This is a genomic window from Novosphingobium sp. Chol11 (genome assembly GCF_900218065.1).
GTDB lineage: Bacteria > Pseudomonadota > Alphaproteobacteria > Sphingomonadales > Sphingomonadaceae > Sphingobium > Sphingobium agri.
The window spans coordinates 2187373-2204420 of the sequence record NZ_OBMU01000001.1 but is presented as its reverse complement, the minus strand read 5'-3'; the positions used below and the strand labels follow the sequence as shown (position 1 = coordinate 2204420).

The following is a 17048-nucleotide window of genomic DNA, read 5'->3' as shown; positions in this document are numbered from 1 at the left end:
GGCCGTCAGCCCGCGTCGATGCGCAGGCGCGTCAGGCGAATTTCGCTGATGCGCCAGCCATCGGACAACCGCACATAGCGCTCATGATAATGGCCGTAGCCATGCATCCAGCGGAAGGGCAGGGGTGAACCTTCCTGAACCCACAGCTTGTCCTCCATCGCCCAGATGCCGCTGGCCTGCGTGTCCGTTTCGATGTGGATTTCGGGCATATGGCCGTGGTGCACGGTCGTGACCTTCTCCAGCATCGGCGCCAGGCGCGCCACATAGGGCGCAGCGCCGTGGATCAGCATGCTCTCGTCGCGTTCCCCTGCGGCGTCGCGGAAATCTGCGACTAGGTCGGGCGCGAAGACCGCCTCCAGGGCGGGCCAATCCTTGTTGTCCATGGAGCGGAAGTAGCGTGCTTTCAGGGCATATATCGCCAAGGTCGCTACGATCTTGTCGGTTTCAGTCACGCATTCCTCCCTCATCGGCCCACGACTTTCAGGCCGGTTGCGAGAACCCTAAAGCAGCGGGTGCCGCGTTCCAAGCAAGGCTTTTCCCCGAAAGATGAGGTCGTGAAAATCGTCATGCTGCTTCGTAACATGGACAGCGGCTGGGATTTCCGCTGGGACCAGCACATGCCAAAAACAACTGGAGCGCGCCGGCATGTGCGGGCGCGCTCCAGCTCCAAAATTCGAAGCGTCGGCGCGGAACAGCGTACCGCGCCACGCCAGTCGCTTTAGAATTCGCGCAGGATCTCGCGTAGCGTCGTGCCCTCATATTCGGTGCGCACCGCACCTGCCCTCTGCAGGGCAGGGATGACGCCGTTGACGAGGTCTGGCAGCTGGCGGTTGTAGCCCGAGCCTTCGATCAGGAAGCCGTCGCCGCCCACTTCGTCCATCACCGCCATCATCTTTTCGGCAACTTGCTCGACGGTGCCGCTGAAGTCCATGCCGCTCGCACCCTTGCCTGCGGAGAACAGGTCGCGCAGGGACTTGCCCTCTTCGCGGCCCGCCTTCTTCATATATTCAAGGGCACTGGTGTGGCCGCCAGCAGTAATGTCCTGCGGCACCGGCGCATCCACGTCATATTGGGAGAAGTCGACGTCTAGCGAAGAGGATGCCATTACGATATTATGCTCGAACGCCGACTGCTTTTCGGCCTCGGTCATTTCCGGCCGCTCTCCACCTTCGGGGAAAATTTCCACCGGCGTCAGGAAGAAGACCTTGATGTCGTCAGGATTGCGCCCCTGCTTTTCAGCGCGGTCACGGATTTCCTGACGATATGCCTTCATACCCGGAACGCCGCCTGTCATCATGCCCAGCACGACTTCGGCGTTCTTCGATGAAAACTGCTTTCCGCGTTCGGAAGCGCCCGCTTGCGCGAGGACGGGATAGCCCTGCGGCGATCGCAGCGTGTTCAGCGGACCGCGCGAACGGAAATGCTTGCCCTCGAAATTGACGGTGTGAACCTTGTTGTGGTCGACATAGACGCCTGTCTCAGTATCCGCGACCAGCGCGCCTTCTTCCCAGCTATCCCACAGTTTCTTGCACAATTCGACAAATTCATCGGCAATGTCATAGCGCTCGTTGGGCGGCAGAAGCTTGTCCATGCCAAAGTTCATGGCGGCATTCCGCTCGCTGGACGTGACCATGTTCCACCCGGCGCGTCCTTTGGTCAGGGAGTCGATCGTAGAAAGCAGCCGGGCGAGCAGGTAGGGCGGGTAGAAAGTGGTTGAAGCCGTCGCGATCAGGCCGATGTGCGACGTATCCTGCGCCATCAGAGGCAGCAGCGGTAGCGGATCGAGCTTGGGTGAAAGCGTCGCGTTCTTGAGGTCGAGTTCCATGGAGTTGGCGTAACGATCGCCGACGATCAGGCTGTCCTCGAAGAAGACGAAGTCGAACTTCGCGGCCTCCAGCATCTTGGCCAGTTCTTTATGGTAGGACCCATCCGCCCATTGCGAGCCGAATTCCTTGCCGTCGCCCGGCCATGAGGTGGCGCCGAACTTGGTGAAATAGCCAAGGTGGAATTTCGTGTGGGCCATAGCCTGATACTCTCTCTAAAGGTTTCTCTCATTGCGTCTCAATGGTGCGATGTAGCCGCGACTCCGGCAGCTTCTCCTTCAAAGCCGCGTCCGGGAAGCGCGCGACTGCCGGCCCACCTGCCCCTAATAGTTGACAATGATCAACCTTTGTCAAGTGGCAGAAGCGTTTCGGTTCGACAGCGTTACAAAAAAGGTTCGGGTAAATTGCTCGCGCGTCGGCTGGTCCTGCTTTGGCTTGCCAGGGCACCGATTTGCAGGAACAACGACGGGCAAAATCTGCCCCCCCTACGATCATCAGGAGCTTTGGCCATGCGTAAGGTTGCAATGGTGACCGGTGCCACTCGCGGCATTGGCAAGGCGGCCGCACTTGAACTAGCAAGGAGCGGCTTTGCCGTCGCGGTGACCGGCCGCACCTTGCGCGAGGGGGAGGGGCGGCTGGCGAGCCCCAGCGGTTCGGAGGCTATCACCGTGCCCGGCAGCATCGAAGCAACCGTGCGCGAGGTAGAGGCCGCGGGCGGCGAGGCGCTGGGCATACAGATGGATATATTGGACCGAGCATCCATCGATGCTGCGGTAGATGCCGTCCTCGCCAAATGGGGCAGGATCGACGGGCTTTTCAATAACGCGATCTTTCAATCTCCCGCCATCATGTGGCCCATTTCCGCGATCGATGCGGACGTCGCGGAGACGGCCATGCGCGGGCTGATGGTCAGTCAAATGCACATCACGCAACGGGTGCTGGACCCCATGCTGAAGCAAGGCGGCGGCCGGATCGTCTTCATCACCAGCGGCGCGGGCAGCATGCTGTGCGAACGAAAACTCAGCGAGGGCGGTTGGGGCATGTTGTACGCCGCGGGGAAAGCAGCATTCAGCAAACTCGCGGAGTTTGTCGACCTGGAATATCGGGATCAGGGAATTGCGAGCTTCCACATACAGCCCGGCCTCACCATCACCGAAGCCATGACTGCGCAATATGGCGAAGCCGCCAAGGGCTTTGGCGGCGGACTGCCGTCTTACACCCCCGCCGACACTGGGCGCACGGTCGCCTGGATGATTGCTTCGCCCGACGCGCCAGCTTATTCCGGACCCACGCTGCACCAAGCCTCTACCTTCTTTGAAGATAATGGCATCGTTCCACGCTTCCCGGCCACCGGCATCTGATCTGACAGTTGCCTCAAATCGTCAGCCTCTGCCATCTATGATGCGCGGCCGAAACCTTGGGCTGCTGCTCACTCGTCCCGGAATGCCCTTGCGAACTGATCCCGTAGCGGTTTCGTGAGGTAAGAGATCATCGTCCGGTTTCCGGTTTCGATGAACAGCTCCGCAGGCATGCCGGGCTTCAGCTTCAGCTCGGGATATTTCTTCAATTGCGCCTCGTCTATCTCGACCCGCACGGGGTAGAAGCTCACCTGTCCTTGCGGGTCGGTGGCCCGGTCGGCCGCTACGAAGGTCACCTTGCCCCGAATTTCCGGCGACGCTGCATTGTTGAAGGCGGTGAAGCGGATGCGCGCGGCTTGGCCGACATGGACATGATCGATGTCAGCAGGGGAGACCGCTCCTTCGACCAGAGGCTGATCGCTGTCCGGCACGATTTCCATGATGACTTCGGCTGGTTTCACAACCCCGCCGATCGTGTTGAAGGCGAGCTTGTCGACCACGCCGCCATAGGGCGCGCGCACCACGCTGCGGTCCTGCGCGTCCATGGCCGACACGCTGCGCATCTGCTGCTGGTTCAGCGCGGCGTTCAATTGCGCCAGGTCCGTGCCTGCCTGCGAGCGCCGGGTTGCGCCAAGCTGGATCATCTGCTCCTGCGCTTCGGTGATGCGCGCCTCGGTCTGGGCGATGCTGGCGCGCAAGGCACCCACGCTACCCTGCAGGTCGACGGCGGTGCGTTCCAGCTGGTTCAATCTGCTGATCGTGACAAGGCCCTTGTCCCACAGCTGCCTTACGCCCTTGCGTTCCGGTTCGATCAGCACGGCCTGCTGCTCCAGCGCGCGGATCTGCGCCTGATAACCGCTTATCTGCTGCCGATGCTGGCGGATGCGCGCCTGTAGCTGGGCCGCTGTGCCAGCTTGCTCGGCCTGCCTGATCTGGAACAGCTTGGTCTCGTCAGCCATGGCTTGCCGCGCAGCAGCATCGCCCGGCGCCAGTTCCTTGGGGAAGGTGATGGTGCTTGCGCCCAGCCGTTCCGCTTCCAGCCGGGCGCGCTGCGCCAGCATTTGATCGACGCTGAGGCTCGAATATTGCGCATCCGCTCCAGTCACGCGATCGTCGAACCGCATCAGCACCTGTCCCTTTTGGACATGGGTGCCGTTGTCGACCAAGATGTCCTCGATCACGCCCCCCGCCGGATGCGCGATCTTCTTGATGTGCGACGCGAGCCCTATATGCCCTGACGCTATGACCGCGCCGCCGATGGGGATCAGCATGGCCGCCATGCCGAAGCCCAGCACGAGCACTGCAATGGCGATCAGGACGGCCTTCACCTTCTTCTGAACATGTTCAGCCGGATCATATGGGATCGCGGGTTGATCCAGGGCCATGAGCCCGGCGGGGAGATTGGTCGTCATCCTATGGCTTTCCCGCACTGGCGCCCTGCATCGCCACGACATTTTCCTGGCGCAGCTTAGGCTTCTGCCGCAAGCGCGCCATGATTTCGGCGGCCGGACCGAATGTTTCCATTCGGCCGTTACGCATCAACAGGATGTGGCTGACCCGGCCTAATATATCGGCTCTGTGGGAAACCACGACCAGGATGCCGCCGCGCTCGCGTACCGATGCAATGGCGGCGGCCAGCGCGGCTTCGCCTTCGCTGTCGAGGTTGGAATTGGGTTCGTCCAAGAGCACGAAGAATGGATCGCCATAGAGCGCACGCGCAAGGCCGATGCGCTGGCGCTGTCCGCCCGAGAGCGCTTCGCCATCCACCCCAACGCGGGTCTCATATCCCTGCGGAAGACGCGTGATCAGGTCGTGGACAGCCGCCGCCTTGGCCGCCGCCAAGATCGCCTCCGACGTCGCGGCCGGATCGAAGCGCGCGATATTTTCTGCGATTGTGCCATCCAGAAGCTCGACCGATTGCGGCAGGTAGCCCACCCATTCGCCGAAATGCTCGGCATCCCATTGGCCGATCGACGCGCCATCGAAGCGGATGGTCCCCTTGGCGGGGCGCCAGGCGCCGATCAGCGCGCGGCCGAGCGAAGACTTGCCCGCGCCGCTCGGGCCGACCACCGCGCAGGCATCGCCCGCGTTCAGCTGGAATGAGACGCCACTGACGGTCAACTGGCGACTGCCCGGCGGGAAAACGACCAGCTTTTCCACCTCCAGCTTCCGGTCGGGCCTGGGCAGACGCAGCGACACTGGCTGCGGCGCAGGTACACGCTTCAGCATCGCTGTCAGCGTAAGCCACCCGACGCGCGCGCTGATGAATCCCTTCCAATTTGCGATCGCCTGATCGACCGGCGCCAATGCGCGCGCGGACAGGATCGAGGAGGCGAAGATCACCCCGCCGCTTGCCTTGTCATCCAGCACCAGTAATGCGCCTACCGTCAGGATGAGCGACTGGAGCGCAAGCCGCAGCATTTTGCTGAGTCCGCCCAATGCCGCGCCGGAACGTGTCAGCTTGTTCTGTGCGGCTCCATAGGCGCTGTTCAACTGGGCCCAGCGCTGCTGCATGCGATCCCGCATGCCAAGGGCCGTCAAAAGCTCGACATGACGCAGATTCGTTTCGGCTGCCCCATTGCGGTAAGCCGACAGCTGCGAAAGCTGCTCGGCGGGCTGCTTCATGACGCGATTGGTGATCAGCGTCAGCGAAAACAGCACGGCCGCTCCGATCAGCGTCGTTACGCCCAGCCACATATGGAGCGCGAACAACACGCCCAGGAAGAAGAGTATCCAGGGCAAATCGATCATCGCGACAGCGCCGCTCGACAAAAAGGCGCGCACATTTTCAAGATCGCGCATCGGCCCCAGCCCGTCGCCCGGCAACTTCTGACCGGCAAGCGCCATTTGCGAAATCGCGCTCTGCACCCTGCCGGACAGCTGCTGCTCAACGGCATTGGCGACATCGGCCAGCATCCCGGCCCGCATATTCTCGAAGAAGCCCTGGAAGGCGTAGACGATCATCACCAGGATCGCGAGACCGGCCAATGTCGGGATGGATCGGCTCGGCAGAACCGAATCATACACCATCATCATGTACAAGGAGCCGCCAAGCAGCAGCACGTTCAGTATGGCACTGACGCACAGGACAATGATGAACACTTTCTTATAGTTACGGACGGCGTCCCACAACTCACCGTCACGCCCCCCGCCCGACATGAACACTTTCACACCCTCTCAGCGTGTTTCCGAATAGAAGAACTAGGCCAGTTAGACATGATCGGGCAGATCCCGCCGTACTCCCCGCCATGCCCAGCTCACCGCCGCCGCACTCGCCCCCGCGAGCTCAGCCTTACCCTAGTACCAAATGCCTTACGGCTGCTTACTACATTTACGCAGATATGCCGCGCGGAAAGCGCGCAAGAACCGCCCCTTAAATGACCAATATGCAGGCCATCCCAGGCTCAGCACAATGCCGCTGAGGTGAAGCGTGACAAAATATGGATCAGGCCGCACGTGCGGCCCAGGCCTATCTGCTTTAGCGAAATCTTCCGGGGGCTGGCGGTGCTGTCAGACAAAGGCGAACCGCTCTCCACACGATGCAAGTCGATCAGGCAGGGCAGGCGATCAGTTCATGAGAGACTGCCACTCGGCCAGTGCAGCCGAGCGTCTCTCCTTGTGAGTCTGTCGGTCGATAATGTGACGTTCCACTGAAAAGTGGTTGTGGACGTTGGCGTGAACGGACGCGAATTCCTGTAGCGCTCTGATTGGTCTGAACCGCAGCGTCGCCCGTTCCCGTCTTCGGAAGGGCTTTCACGTACATTTCACCGAGGTGCCAGCGCGAGTGGTGAAATCCAGGCACGCGGCTGATCCGCTATCGGCGAATGTCGCCTGAGAACAGCGGCCCGAACCGGTTCCACCAAGAGTGCACCCATCTCATGGCTGATGTTGATGCCACGTACGAAGAGCAGATCCTCCACGTTCCGCAGGCTCAGCAGGAAGCACGTACATCATCACCGCCAGCCGCATGATCTCCGGCGAGGAGTTGATATCGGAACGGATTATCAGGCTTGGAGCGTCTCAAGCCATGCTGTAGCAGCTGCTCGACCAGCCGGCTATTTTCCTCTGACAAAGCCCATGGCGGCCATCAGGGCCCGGATGCGGTGATCGCGCCCAGGCGCAGGGCTATGCTGCGGCCGCTGTGCTCCACCGCGCGACCGGAAGACCGCTGAACGCTTGTTCCCTGATGGTGAAGGTGACCGCATCAGTTCTCAACGACTTCCACTCCATAATGACTGGCCGCCCGCCATACAGTGAGCCCACCGATGAGGATCAGGCCGCTCATCGTCAAGAGGCTGTAGCGAAGCGATTCCAATCCGAACCGCGCGGCTAGCAGATCGCTAACCAATCCCGCGATCGGCGGCCCGAACAGGCTGCCCATGATGTTGATGACGACGGCCAATAGACCGATGGTCTGCGCGCGCAGGTCAGCGGGTACCAGTCGTGCCAGCGCGGCGTAGGAAGGCCCCATCCACAAAGAGGTGAGAAAGCTGGTGACGATCGAAAGCAGCGCGACCGCTGGAACGGGATAGCTGCCGATGTGCAAGGCAGTGCCGCCGGGGAGGGTGAAAACGATCAGAGACAGCGGCCAGGACAGAAGAAGCCCAAGGGCAGGTATCCGTAGCTGCCAACTTTTGTGACAGGGGATCAGCGTCTCAACGATCGCGCCGCTGGCGATGCTGCCGACAACGCCGCCGCATGCGGCGCCCACGCCCATCCATGCGCCAGCCTCGATCATGGACATGCCGTGCGATGCGACGAAATAAGAAGGCATCCAGGTCGCAGCGCCATAGCCGTAGATATTAAATGTCCCCATGCCGAGCGCCAGTAGAATGAGGGAACGTATTCGGATGCATCGCGCAAAGACCCCCACCGCTTTGGGCCCCGCAGGAGCAGCGGCGGCGACCTTGCGCAGCCGCGTGGGCCCGGTCCACCATATGAGAAGCGCGAGCGGCAGGCCCGGAGCCGCAAGAGCCAGGAACGCCATACGCCAGCCCGCAGCCTCCGCGATCGCCGCGCCGCCGGTCAGGCCAACGACGATGCCGCAGTATATGCCCGACGCGAGGACGCCCATCGCCAGATTACGCCGCTTGTCGAACAATGTCGCTACCAGCGACTGCGATGCCGGTCCGCCGCCTGCTTCCCCCATGCCGACGACAAGCCGGGCGGAGACAAGCTGCCATGTCTGTACTGCCATGCCGCAGGCGGCCGCCGCTACACTCCACACGAACACGGCGCCCGCAAGCACCGACCGCCGCGACCAGCGGTCGGCAAGCCGGGCGAGCGGCATGGTGAAGAGCACATAGGGCACGATGAAAACCGGTCCGGCAATCAGTCCCAGCATGGAATTGCTGAGCCCGAAATCCGCCTTGATCGACGGCAACAGCACCGAGAGCACATGACGGTCCGCATTGCTGAGCGTGCTGGCAAGCAACAGGAGGACGAGCATGTAGAAGGCGTAGGACCGACTATGAGACGGCCGACCCGTGGTGCTTTCGGCGATTGCGTGCATCGGATCTTCCTTTGAGAAGCCCGTTTCGAAAACCGCACGTTGCGGGCAGATGGATAAGGCCGCCGCTTCCGGGCGGCAACCCTGAAGTGGCGGGGAAGGCGTCGCTACTCGACGCGATAATCTTCCCTTACCGGCCCGCGCATTTCATTCCACATATCGACCAGGCGGAAGGGCCAGGGTCCCACGGGCCGCCCCTTGCTATTTTGATAATAGCTTTTCGATTTAGGGTGGGTCCAGATCATATGCTTCATCCGCTCGTCGATGCGACGATTGTGGCGGGCGAAGGCGTCCTGCGTCGGTTCGATTGTGCGCGCGCCGCTGGCGATCATATGATCCAGACATTCGATCATATAATGAACCTGCGCCTCGCTGACGATGTTGAGGCCGCCGGCATGGTTCGGGCCTGCATTCGGGCCTACCGACATAAAATAATTGGGGTAACCAGGTATGGTGGTGCCCATATAGGCGCGCTCTTCCTCATCGGCCCAATCTACCGCCAGGTCATGCCCACTGCGCCCCGTGATCTTGAGGTCCTTTACCAGCTTGCGGTGGCGGAAGCCGGTGGCGCAGATGATGACGTCCACCTCATATTCTTTGCCACTGGCTGTGCGGATGCCGGATTGCGTGATTTCCGTGATCCCGCTGTCCTCCAGCGTCACATGTGGCATGACCAGCGCGTCATACCAGCCAGCGTCCATGACGATACGCTTGGAAAAAATCGGGAAGTCAGGCGTCAGCTTCTCCATGAGGTCAGGCCGCCCGGCCAGTTTGTGGCGCATATGGGACAGCGCATATTGCCGCATCCCTTCATTGAGCGCTGACACAGCAATGCCATCTTCGGGATAATTTGGGTCTTTGACCACATTCGGATAAAGCCCGTCGGCGGCAAACCAGAAGACGCGGAACCGGAACCATTCCTTGTAATGGGGAATGTGGCGCAGCGCCCATTTGACCGCTTCCGGCACCTCTTTGGTCACCTCCGGATTGTTGATCATCCAGTGTCTGGTGCGCATGAAGACCGTGAGTTCGCTGACTTCGCTGGCGATGGTGGCCACGATCTGAGCCGAACTGGCGCCGGTGCCGATGACGGCGACCCGCTTGCCCTTCAGATTGATGTGCTCGTCATAACCCGCTGAATGGGTGATGATGCCCTTGTAGCTGTCGATGCCCTTGATGTCGGGGAGGCTCCAGCGGTCGGCAGTGCCGAAGGCGTTGAAGACCGCATTAGCCCGGATGACTTCGCGCTCACCCGACTTCAGATTTTCGACCGTGACAATCCAGACGGCGTCCTTTTCATCAAACTCCAGGCTATGCACCATCGTCTGGAACCGGATGTTGCGGCGAAGATCATATTTGTCCGCCACGCTGCGGAAATATTCGCGCATATCTGCGCCATGGGGATGGTAGTGGTTCCATTCCGGACTGATCTCGAAGGAATAGGAATAGAAATGGCTGGGCGTATCGACACCCACGCCGGGGTAGCGGTTCTTCCACCAGGTGCCGCCGACTTCTTCGTTCTTTTCGATAACGACATGGTCATATCCGGCACGTGCCAGCTCAATGCTGGCGAGCAGGCCCGTGAGGCCCGCGCCGATAACCAGCACCTTGAAATCGGCAGGCGGGGCTGTACGGTCCGGCCTGTTCTTGCGAGGGGCAGTCCGCTGGAAGCCCGCCTGTTCCATCACCATGGGGATGAACTCATCCTCCACCGGTTCGCCCACGCCGACGCTCATCATCTTCTTCATGAGGGCGAGCGGCGGGTCTTCGGGGCGTGCTGCGCCAGGCGTCGTCAGCACATGGAGCAGCTTTTCTCTCAGATCTTCGATGCAGTCCTGCGGGATCTGGTAATCGGGGTTGGTGTAGGGCGGATGGATATGAACCTTGAAGGTTTCCAGCATGGATTCATCATGCGTCAGGTGAACATATACCATCAGCAACGTCTGAAGATTCGCCGCCTCGAGTGCCGCGCGCAGCTCTGGGCTGTCCACCATCGGCAGGGTTCTGTTGTCGTCACCCAGCGTATGAGCCGAAGTTTGCGTTCTCATGTTCATTGGCCTGCCTCTTGGAAGAATGTCGGGTGGGTCTCAGGCGGCGATCTGCTCCTGGTGCGGGCCGGGCGCTTCGATTGGATAGATTGCCGGGCGGCCGCAATCATAGGTCGAGGTCAGGAGGCGGATAAAATCACGGTCCGTCAGCGGATCGCTGGGCATCCGGAAGGTTAAGCCGCGTGCCCGCAAGTCGGCGACGAACATCTCGAACACCTGGTCGTGCGTAAGATCGTCGCTATGTCCAAAGACAAGATCGCGTTCTTGCTTGTCCTTGTAGATCTGGGCGGTCCAGTGGACCATTAGACGAACTTCTTCCGGGGCCACGCGCTCGATCACCTTTCCGTCGGTGGTGATCTGCCAACCATCGGCTCTATCGGGATCAGCCGACCAGAGCGACTGAAAGGCGAGCCCATCTGGCATCCGCTTGTCCATTGGACCGCAAGCTTCACCCCGGTGGTACATCATCTCGTTCTGCGTCACGACCCCACGGTTCCACGCGGGCATAGCAAGGCGCTTGGGCGCGCCTTGGGGGCCTTCTGGCCAATAGGTAAAGCCTCCGCCGATTTTTCCCTGGTAAAACCAGCTTATGACCTGCGCCTTCTTCATCATCCAACGCTGGAACAGCCCTGATTTCCCCATGGTGTTCAGCAACCAAACAGGCGAGTTACGTCCATCGACACCGCGGAAGCTGGTACCATCGAGATGCGCTGGATCAAGATTGCGCGACGAGCCCTGGACGATGAAGTTCATTGATTCAGGCGAAGCAAATTCAGCATTCCAGTAGGACCGCACTCGGGCGAGATGGTCGACGCTGTAGAATATGTCGTCCAGTTCCTGATAATGTGAGAGGCCGTTCTGCCCGAAAAATCCACGGAAGTTTGGTGTCAAGAACATGTCGAAGCTTGGTTCGGTACCTTCCGGCATGGATCCCGACATCGTCGCCACCACTTCCTCGGCCGATTTGAAATGCTGGGCCAGAACCATTTTCCACGGGCCGTGCTGGCGGATGACGCCGAACATCCGCTCCACCTGATCGTGGCTATACACATTGTCGATGATCTGCGGTTCCGCGATGGGGCGAATCACGAAGGGGGTGTTGCCGGTCATCAAATCATCCTCTCTCAGTTCCGGGTCTGGCCGATGTTTGCTCGGCTCTGCCTTAATGCTATGGTCTCTGACGAGTGGCTCACCAACGCTGCCTCTGCCATGCGGCACATCGCATCTGATGGAGAGAATATCTTGGGTCGTCCACGGCTTCAATTATTTTCCGACCGGTTGTTCAATTAATAATCCGGCTTCCGAACGGGCCGCCGTTCCGTTCGATGGGTGGATTCAGATGTGGGTCCCAATCTGGCAATGAAGAGCCCTACGACCAATGACCAGGATCTGAGAGGCCGCTGAGACGCAATTTTTGACAGCTTTAAATATATGCAGCGCGACTCGTTCCCAACTTGTCGATGACCGAGGCATTCAGCACCATGGGGGCATTCAGCCTTTCATTCGCGGCATCGGGACGGCCGAACCTCTACTGACGATCGACAGCCGATCGATATCTATCTCGATGGCGCTTATCTCGGCAGGCAAGCGCGGAGTAACTTCGAGTTGGCGGATCCCGAACGCGCGGAGGCGCCCGTAGATCACAGGACGCGCGCTCCGGTCTGGTCTGGCATGAGCGAGGCGATAGCCGTTACATACCGGAATAGATCACCTGGCTGCCCACCGACGTCGTGCGCCGCGCGGGGTTGCAAGCATTTGCGAGGAAAAGCTGGTCCTCGCGTACAATACCTGGGCCATTCGATGGTCGCGGACAGGATCTTCGTATGTTAACGAACGGGTATCAATCCGCAGGCTCGCCTGCCGTTCCTCGCGACCGAATTCGGCGAGCGGGATATCAACTCTACCCCTGAAGAACGCGCGAACTACTTCACTGCCGATATGAGCCGGAGTGATCAGATTCTGCTCTAGATGATCTAAGGCGGGAATCGCGGTCGGTAGCGAGCTTGTCTGCTGCCCTACAAATCGCAGCGCTCGAACCTTGTCGACAAGCAATCTGTGTTGACCAGCCGCGGCTTTCCTATTATCGTAATCATTACGGGAAATAGAAGAGGGTGTGCGGTTGGAGGATCTGGTTTCACGTCGCGGTCGCAAGCCGCGCCTTTCCTCTGCCGCGATCATGGAGGCTGCCTCCCAGATGGTTGCAAAGGGTGGCATACGTGATTTTTCGATGCCTAAGCTGGCAAAGGCCCTCTCGGTCGGGGTGATGTCGCTTTACACATATTTTCCCAGTCGCGACGACCTACTCAACGCGTTGTCTGAAGATGTTTTCAGTCGCTTTGAAATGCCGGATTTTAGCTTGGACTGGAAAGGAAATATTCATGCTTGGCTTTGGGCTATGGTTCGGCATTTCGATCAAAATCCCGAAGCTTTGGCACTGATTAAATGGAATGATCATGTTTCGACTGGCTGGCTCCGCCGTTGGTTTCCAATAGCAGTCTTATTGAAGCAGCAGGGGTTGAAAGGGCCAGCTCTTGCCTTTGCGATGAGTTGGTTCACGAATATCTCCTTCGGTTTTATCTCGTCTCAGCTTTCATCGCCGGAGCGGCGGAGGGCGGAGGCCTTGGCCCATATCGACCAACTCGATGCGGACGGACGGCGTCTAGCGACGGAGCTTTGGCTCGATTTCTGCGACCTTGACCGGGACGAACTGCTCGAATTTGGCTTTCGCAAGATCGTGGAAGACTTGGCCGACCTGGCGGATGAAAACTACCCGCTCAAGCCTCGACTGGCGAATGCGGCCTCCCTCGCGCGTATTGTTGAACAAAGAAGCAGCGGCGAGTCCGCGCATAAGGATGAGGATGATGACGATGCATGATCTCGTGATCCGCGGCGGATCGATTTACGATGGGTCGGGCGGCGAACCGTTCCAGGCTGACGTTGCGATCGATGGAAACATCATTTCTATTGTTGGCGATGTGCAGGGATCAGGAACAGAAGAGATCGATGCCAACGGCAAGATCGTTACGCCGGGTTTCATCGACATCCATACGCATTATGATGGTCAGGTAACTTGGTCAGAACGCCTGGTTCCGTCTTCCCAACATGGATCGACGACAGTCTTGATGGGTAATTGCGGCGTAGGATTTGCGCCCTGCCGTCCAGAAGATCGGCAGGAATTGCTCAATGTCATGGAGGGAGTCGAGGATATCCCCCAGGTCGTGATGGCCGAAGGCGTGCCTTGGCAGTGGGAGAGCTTCCCCGAATATCTGGACTTTCTCAGCTCCCGCGTGGCCGATGTGGATTTCGCAACGCAGGTGCCCCATGCACCCGTTCGCATCCATGTGATGGGGAAGCGCGGCGTCGAGCGCGAGCCGGCAACCGACGCTGAGTTGGTGGAAATGACCCGGCTGGTGGCTGAGGGCGTACGTGCCGGCGCGTTCGGCGTCAGCACGTCCCGCAGCATGGGGCATCGAGGCGCTGACGGAGAATTGGCGCCGACTGTGACGGCTGAAGAGAAGGAGTTGCTTGCCTTGGCACGGGGCCTGCGCGAGGCGGGTGCCGGCGTGTTCCAGTTGCTGCCGGGCGCCCACGAGGGCAAGGATCCGGTCAAGGAGATGGATCTTCTTCGCCGTCTGGTCGCGGAATCAGGCGGGCGTCCATTGTCATTCACGCTCCTCAACACCAACCAGTTCCCTGACAATCTCGACAAGACGCTTGCCCTGCTATCGGAGGTCGCGGCCGAAGGCTTGCCCATCAAGGCCCAAGTTTTTCCGCGCGGCGTGGGAGTTTTGTTCGGACTGGATGCGTCCTTTCATCCGTTCCGCTTTCACCCCTCGTATCGGGCCATTGAGCATCTGCCTCTTGCTGATCGTGTCGCGGCCCTGCGGAAACCGGCCATGCGCGCGCAGTTGCTTTCGGAAAAGCCCGAACATAGCCACAGCACCTATCTCTACTTCATGGCGCAAACGCCCGAGTTGTTTCCGCTCGGCGATCCGCCCAATTATGAGCCCGCACCTTCCAGCAAGCTTTCCGCATTGGCGGCCGCAAAGGGTGTGTCCGTCCATGAGCTTGCCTATGACATGATGCTGGAGCAGGATGGAAACGCCCTGTTCCTGCTGCCAGCTTCCAACTTCGTGGACGGTACGCTTGAACCTGTCAGGAAGATGATGGAGCATGAAAATGCGCTCATCTCCCTGGGGGATGGCGGCGCGCATTACGGCATGATCTGCGATTCCAGCTACACGAGTTTTCTTTTGTCCTATTGGACGCGTGACCGCACGCAAGGTCCGCGCATTCCGTTGGCCAAGGCGGTGCGGGCACTGTCTCGTACCAACGCAGAAGCGATCGGTTTGTTCGACCGCGGGCTCATCACGACGGGATTGAAAGCCGATATCAACATCATCGATCTGGACCGCCTCAAGCTGCGACCGCCCCATATGATTAGCGATCTCCCAGCCGGGGGACGTCGACTGGTTCAGGATGCAGAGGGCTATGTCGCAACGATCAAGAACGGGATCGTCACCTATCGTGACGGCGTGCCAACCGGAGCTTTGCCGGGGCGGCTGCTGCGCAACCCCAACATCAATGTCGAAGCTAAAATGCTTCACGAGACGATGCAATGACCGCACATCCTAAATCACTGATCCCCGTCGTTCCTCCACGATTGATCCAGGACATCTTCACCGAAGAGGAGAATGAGCGGCTGTTCCATGTGTTGAAAACGAAGGGCCCGTGGCGGTTGATTGCCGCCATCTACTTCAAGTCCGCCGAAGAGCTGCTTGCGGTCTCTTCGCGCGGTCCCGATTCCGAAGGCGCCAAGCCGACGCTTGACGATTTCCTGTCACTCGCCTTCCGTGGCTTCTTCGGAAATAATGGCCTGAGCTATCATGACGAAATCCACGAGGTTTTCTACAGCCATAAGCTGCTCAACCTTGTGAAGGACATGCACGGGGCGAAATATGGCGCGCCCTATCTGTTCCAGTTCAACATCCAAGGACCGTCTGGCGGCTATGATCCGGGTCATTTCGACGGGCGTAGCTGGCGCGGACTCGATCCTACGAACATGCCCGCGTGGCTCGGCAGCGTCATGGCCAAATCCGGCTTGTTCGACGCTTGGGAGGTTAAGGCCGGTCAGGTCATCTCCTATTACTACCGCTCGGACATCGACGGCGGCTTCACCTATTGGCCTAACGGTCCTGATCAGGCGCCTGAGCGTTTCGCCGCTCCATTCTGGAACTCTGGTATCGTCACCGACAATCAGCATATGTATCACCGCGGGGAAGCCTGCGGACCGCGCGACAAGCGGGAATTGCCGAGCGGGACGACGCTTCAATCTGTGCTACAACCGGACGGGGGAAGTGGCTGGAACGTCGTCGATGGGGATCGCGTGCTTGCTAACTATGCCGAAAACGAGATGCGCTTCCTGTTCCACTACAGCGCCCATGTCTTCAGCGACATGGCGGACCTCAAGCGCTATTACGACCACACCGACGACCTGACTTGTGATCAGGCGCTGGGCATGCTTATTGATGACCTGCGGCGACAGCGGATACCCTTCGAAATGCCTACGGACCCAATGTCCGATCCGGCATTCATCGCCACCTTGACCAGGGCCTATGCCGTAAGCCCTGCGACCTATCATCCGCAAGCCCCGCTCGACATTCGGCAGAAGAGAGCGGCATGATGATGGCGCCGGCCAGCCAAGCCGCTCTCAGCGCGGATGATCGCCTTGATATTCAGGAGGTCATCGCGCGCTCTGCTTATAACTCTGATTTCCAGCATTGGGAGGAGTTTGCGTCAATCTACACCAAAGACGCCGTGACCCAGACGGATAGCCATGACTTCCTGGTTGAAGGAGTGGCTGGACATATCGAGCATGCGCAGCATTCGGCTCAGGTCACTGCAGGCAAAAACCGTCATCTCTACTTCAACTTCCGGATCGAAGCGACGGAAGAGGGAGCGGAAGCAGCCTATTATCTGGTCAATTGCAATGCGGGCAGCGTCCCGCTTGAAGCGAAGATCGTAACGACCGGGCATATGCGCTCGACGCTTGTGCGGACCGACGAAGGATGGCGCATCCGGCGGCGGCGATTCACGCCGGACCAAGCGTATAAGATCGAATGGTGATGGATATAGATATCCCATCCAGGTGACTGAAGGGAAGTTACCATAAAAATGGAAGACGGCCCCCGCGCCGTGTCTGCAATAGAATTCATCTGGCAGAACGAAATGGATCATCTTCGTTCTTTCCAGAAACATTTTCCTCGCCGCCAGAAACACCATTCCAAAATGACGGAAATTTCTACATCGC

Annotated in this window: 12 protein-coding genes and 1 pseudogene; 5 read left to right on the top strand and 8 right to left on the bottom strand. The window is 59.5% G+C overall.

The window, feature by feature from the left end; genetic code table 11:
* Positions 1-5: 5 nt before the first annotated feature.
* Together NCHOL11_RS10935 and NCHOL11_RS10930 are read right to left on the bottom strand one after the other, a co-directional pair.
* Entirely contained in the window at positions 6-452 is a 447-nt protein-coding gene (locus tag NCHOL11_RS10935; RefSeq protein WP_097092893.1) for a nuclear transport factor 2 family protein, read from the bottom strand.
* Positions 453-718: 266 nt separating this feature from the next.
* A complete protein-coding gene (locus NCHOL11_RS10930; protein ID WP_097092328.1) occupies positions 719-2023 on the bottom strand; it encodes an NtaA/DmoA family FMN-dependent monooxygenase in 1305 nt (434 codons plus the stop codon).
* A gap of 309 nt (positions 2024-2332) precedes the next feature.
* Here NCHOL11_RS10930 and NCHOL11_RS10925 point away from each other — a divergent pair, with 309 nt between their 5' ends.
* Positions 2333-3184, top strand: coding sequence for an SDR family NAD(P)-dependent oxidoreductase (locus NCHOL11_RS10925; RefSeq protein ID WP_097092327.1), 852 nt, complete (start codon positions 2333-2335; stop codon positions 3182-3184).
* A 68-nt stretch (positions 3185-3252) separates the two neighbouring features.
* On the opposite strand, the gene NCHOL11_RS10920 is transcribed toward NCHOL11_RS10925, so the two are convergent.
* The 6 genes and pseudogenes from NCHOL11_RS10920 to NCHOL11_RS10895 all read right to left on the bottom strand — a co-directional run bounded on the left by NCHOL11_RS10920 (position 3253) and on the right by NCHOL11_RS10895 (position 11848).
* Positions 3253-4593: an HlyD family type I secretion periplasmic adaptor subunit gene (locus NCHOL11_RS10920; protein ID WP_097092326.1), complete on the bottom strand. Its 1341-nt coding sequence runs from the start codon at positions 4591-4593 to the stop codon at positions 3253-3255.
* A gap of 1 nt (position 4594) precedes the next feature.
* Positions 4595-6340, bottom strand: coding sequence for a type I secretion system permease/ATPase (locus NCHOL11_RS10915; protein WP_097092325.1), 1746 nt, complete (start codon positions 6338-6340; stop codon positions 4595-4597).
* Positions 6341-6748: 408 nt separating this feature from the next.
* Positions 6749-7205: pseudogene (locus tag NCHOL11_RS18870) on the bottom strand (hypothetical protein).
* Between the two features lie 180 nt (positions 7206-7385).
* The gene (locus tag NCHOL11_RS10905) at positions 7386-8693 is read right to left on the bottom strand and encodes an MFS transporter (protein ID WP_097092324.1); all 1308 of its coding nucleotides are present in this window, start codon (positions 8691-8693) and stop codon (positions 7386-7388) included.
* Between the two features lie 104 nt (positions 8694-8797).
* Positions 8798-10744 carry a flavin-containing monooxygenase gene (locus tag NCHOL11_RS10900; protein WP_255254772.1) on the bottom strand — a complete coding sequence of 649 codons (1947 nt, stop codon included), beginning with the start codon at positions 10742-10744 and terminating at the stop codon, positions 8798-8800.
* Between the two features lie 33 nt (positions 10745-10777).
* On the bottom strand, positions 10778-11848 hold the full coding sequence (locus NCHOL11_RS10895) for a hypothetical protein (protein ID WP_097092323.1): 1071 nt from the start codon (positions 11846-11848) through the stop codon (positions 10778-10780).
* Between the two features lie 1003 nt (positions 11849-12851).
* On the opposite strand from NCHOL11_RS10895, the gene NCHOL11_RS10885 reads away from it, so the two are divergent.
* Genes NCHOL11_RS10885 through NCHOL11_RS10870 form a run of 4 tightly spaced genes read left to right on the top strand, consistent with a single transcriptional unit; the run spans position 12852 to position 16864 of the window.
* Positions 12852-13613 carry a TetR/AcrR family transcriptional regulator gene (locus tag NCHOL11_RS10885; RefSeq protein WP_217991066.1) on the top strand — a complete coding sequence of 254 codons (762 nt, stop codon included), beginning with the start codon at positions 12852-12854 and terminating at the stop codon, positions 13611-13613.
* Positions 13600-15360 carry an N-acyl-D-amino-acid deacylase family protein gene (locus tag NCHOL11_RS10880; protein ID WP_097092891.1) on the top strand — a complete coding sequence of 587 codons (1761 nt, stop codon included), beginning with the start codon at positions 13600-13602 and terminating at the stop codon, positions 15358-15360. Before NCHOL11_RS10885 ends, NCHOL11_RS10880 begins: the two co-directional genes overlap by 14 nt.
* Positions 15357-16421, top strand: a complete 1065-nt coding sequence (locus NCHOL11_RS10875) for a hypothetical protein (RefSeq protein ID WP_097092321.1) — start codon at positions 15357-15359, stop codon at positions 16419-16421. The genes NCHOL11_RS10880 and NCHOL11_RS10875 overlap by 4 nt, the downstream gene beginning before the upstream one ends.
* A complete protein-coding gene (locus NCHOL11_RS10870) occupies positions 16418-16864 on the top strand; it encodes a nuclear transport factor 2 family protein (protein WP_097092320.1) in 447 nt (148 codons plus the stop codon). Before NCHOL11_RS10875 ends, NCHOL11_RS10870 begins: the two co-directional genes overlap by 4 nt.
* Positions 16865-17048 lie beyond the last annotated feature (184 nt).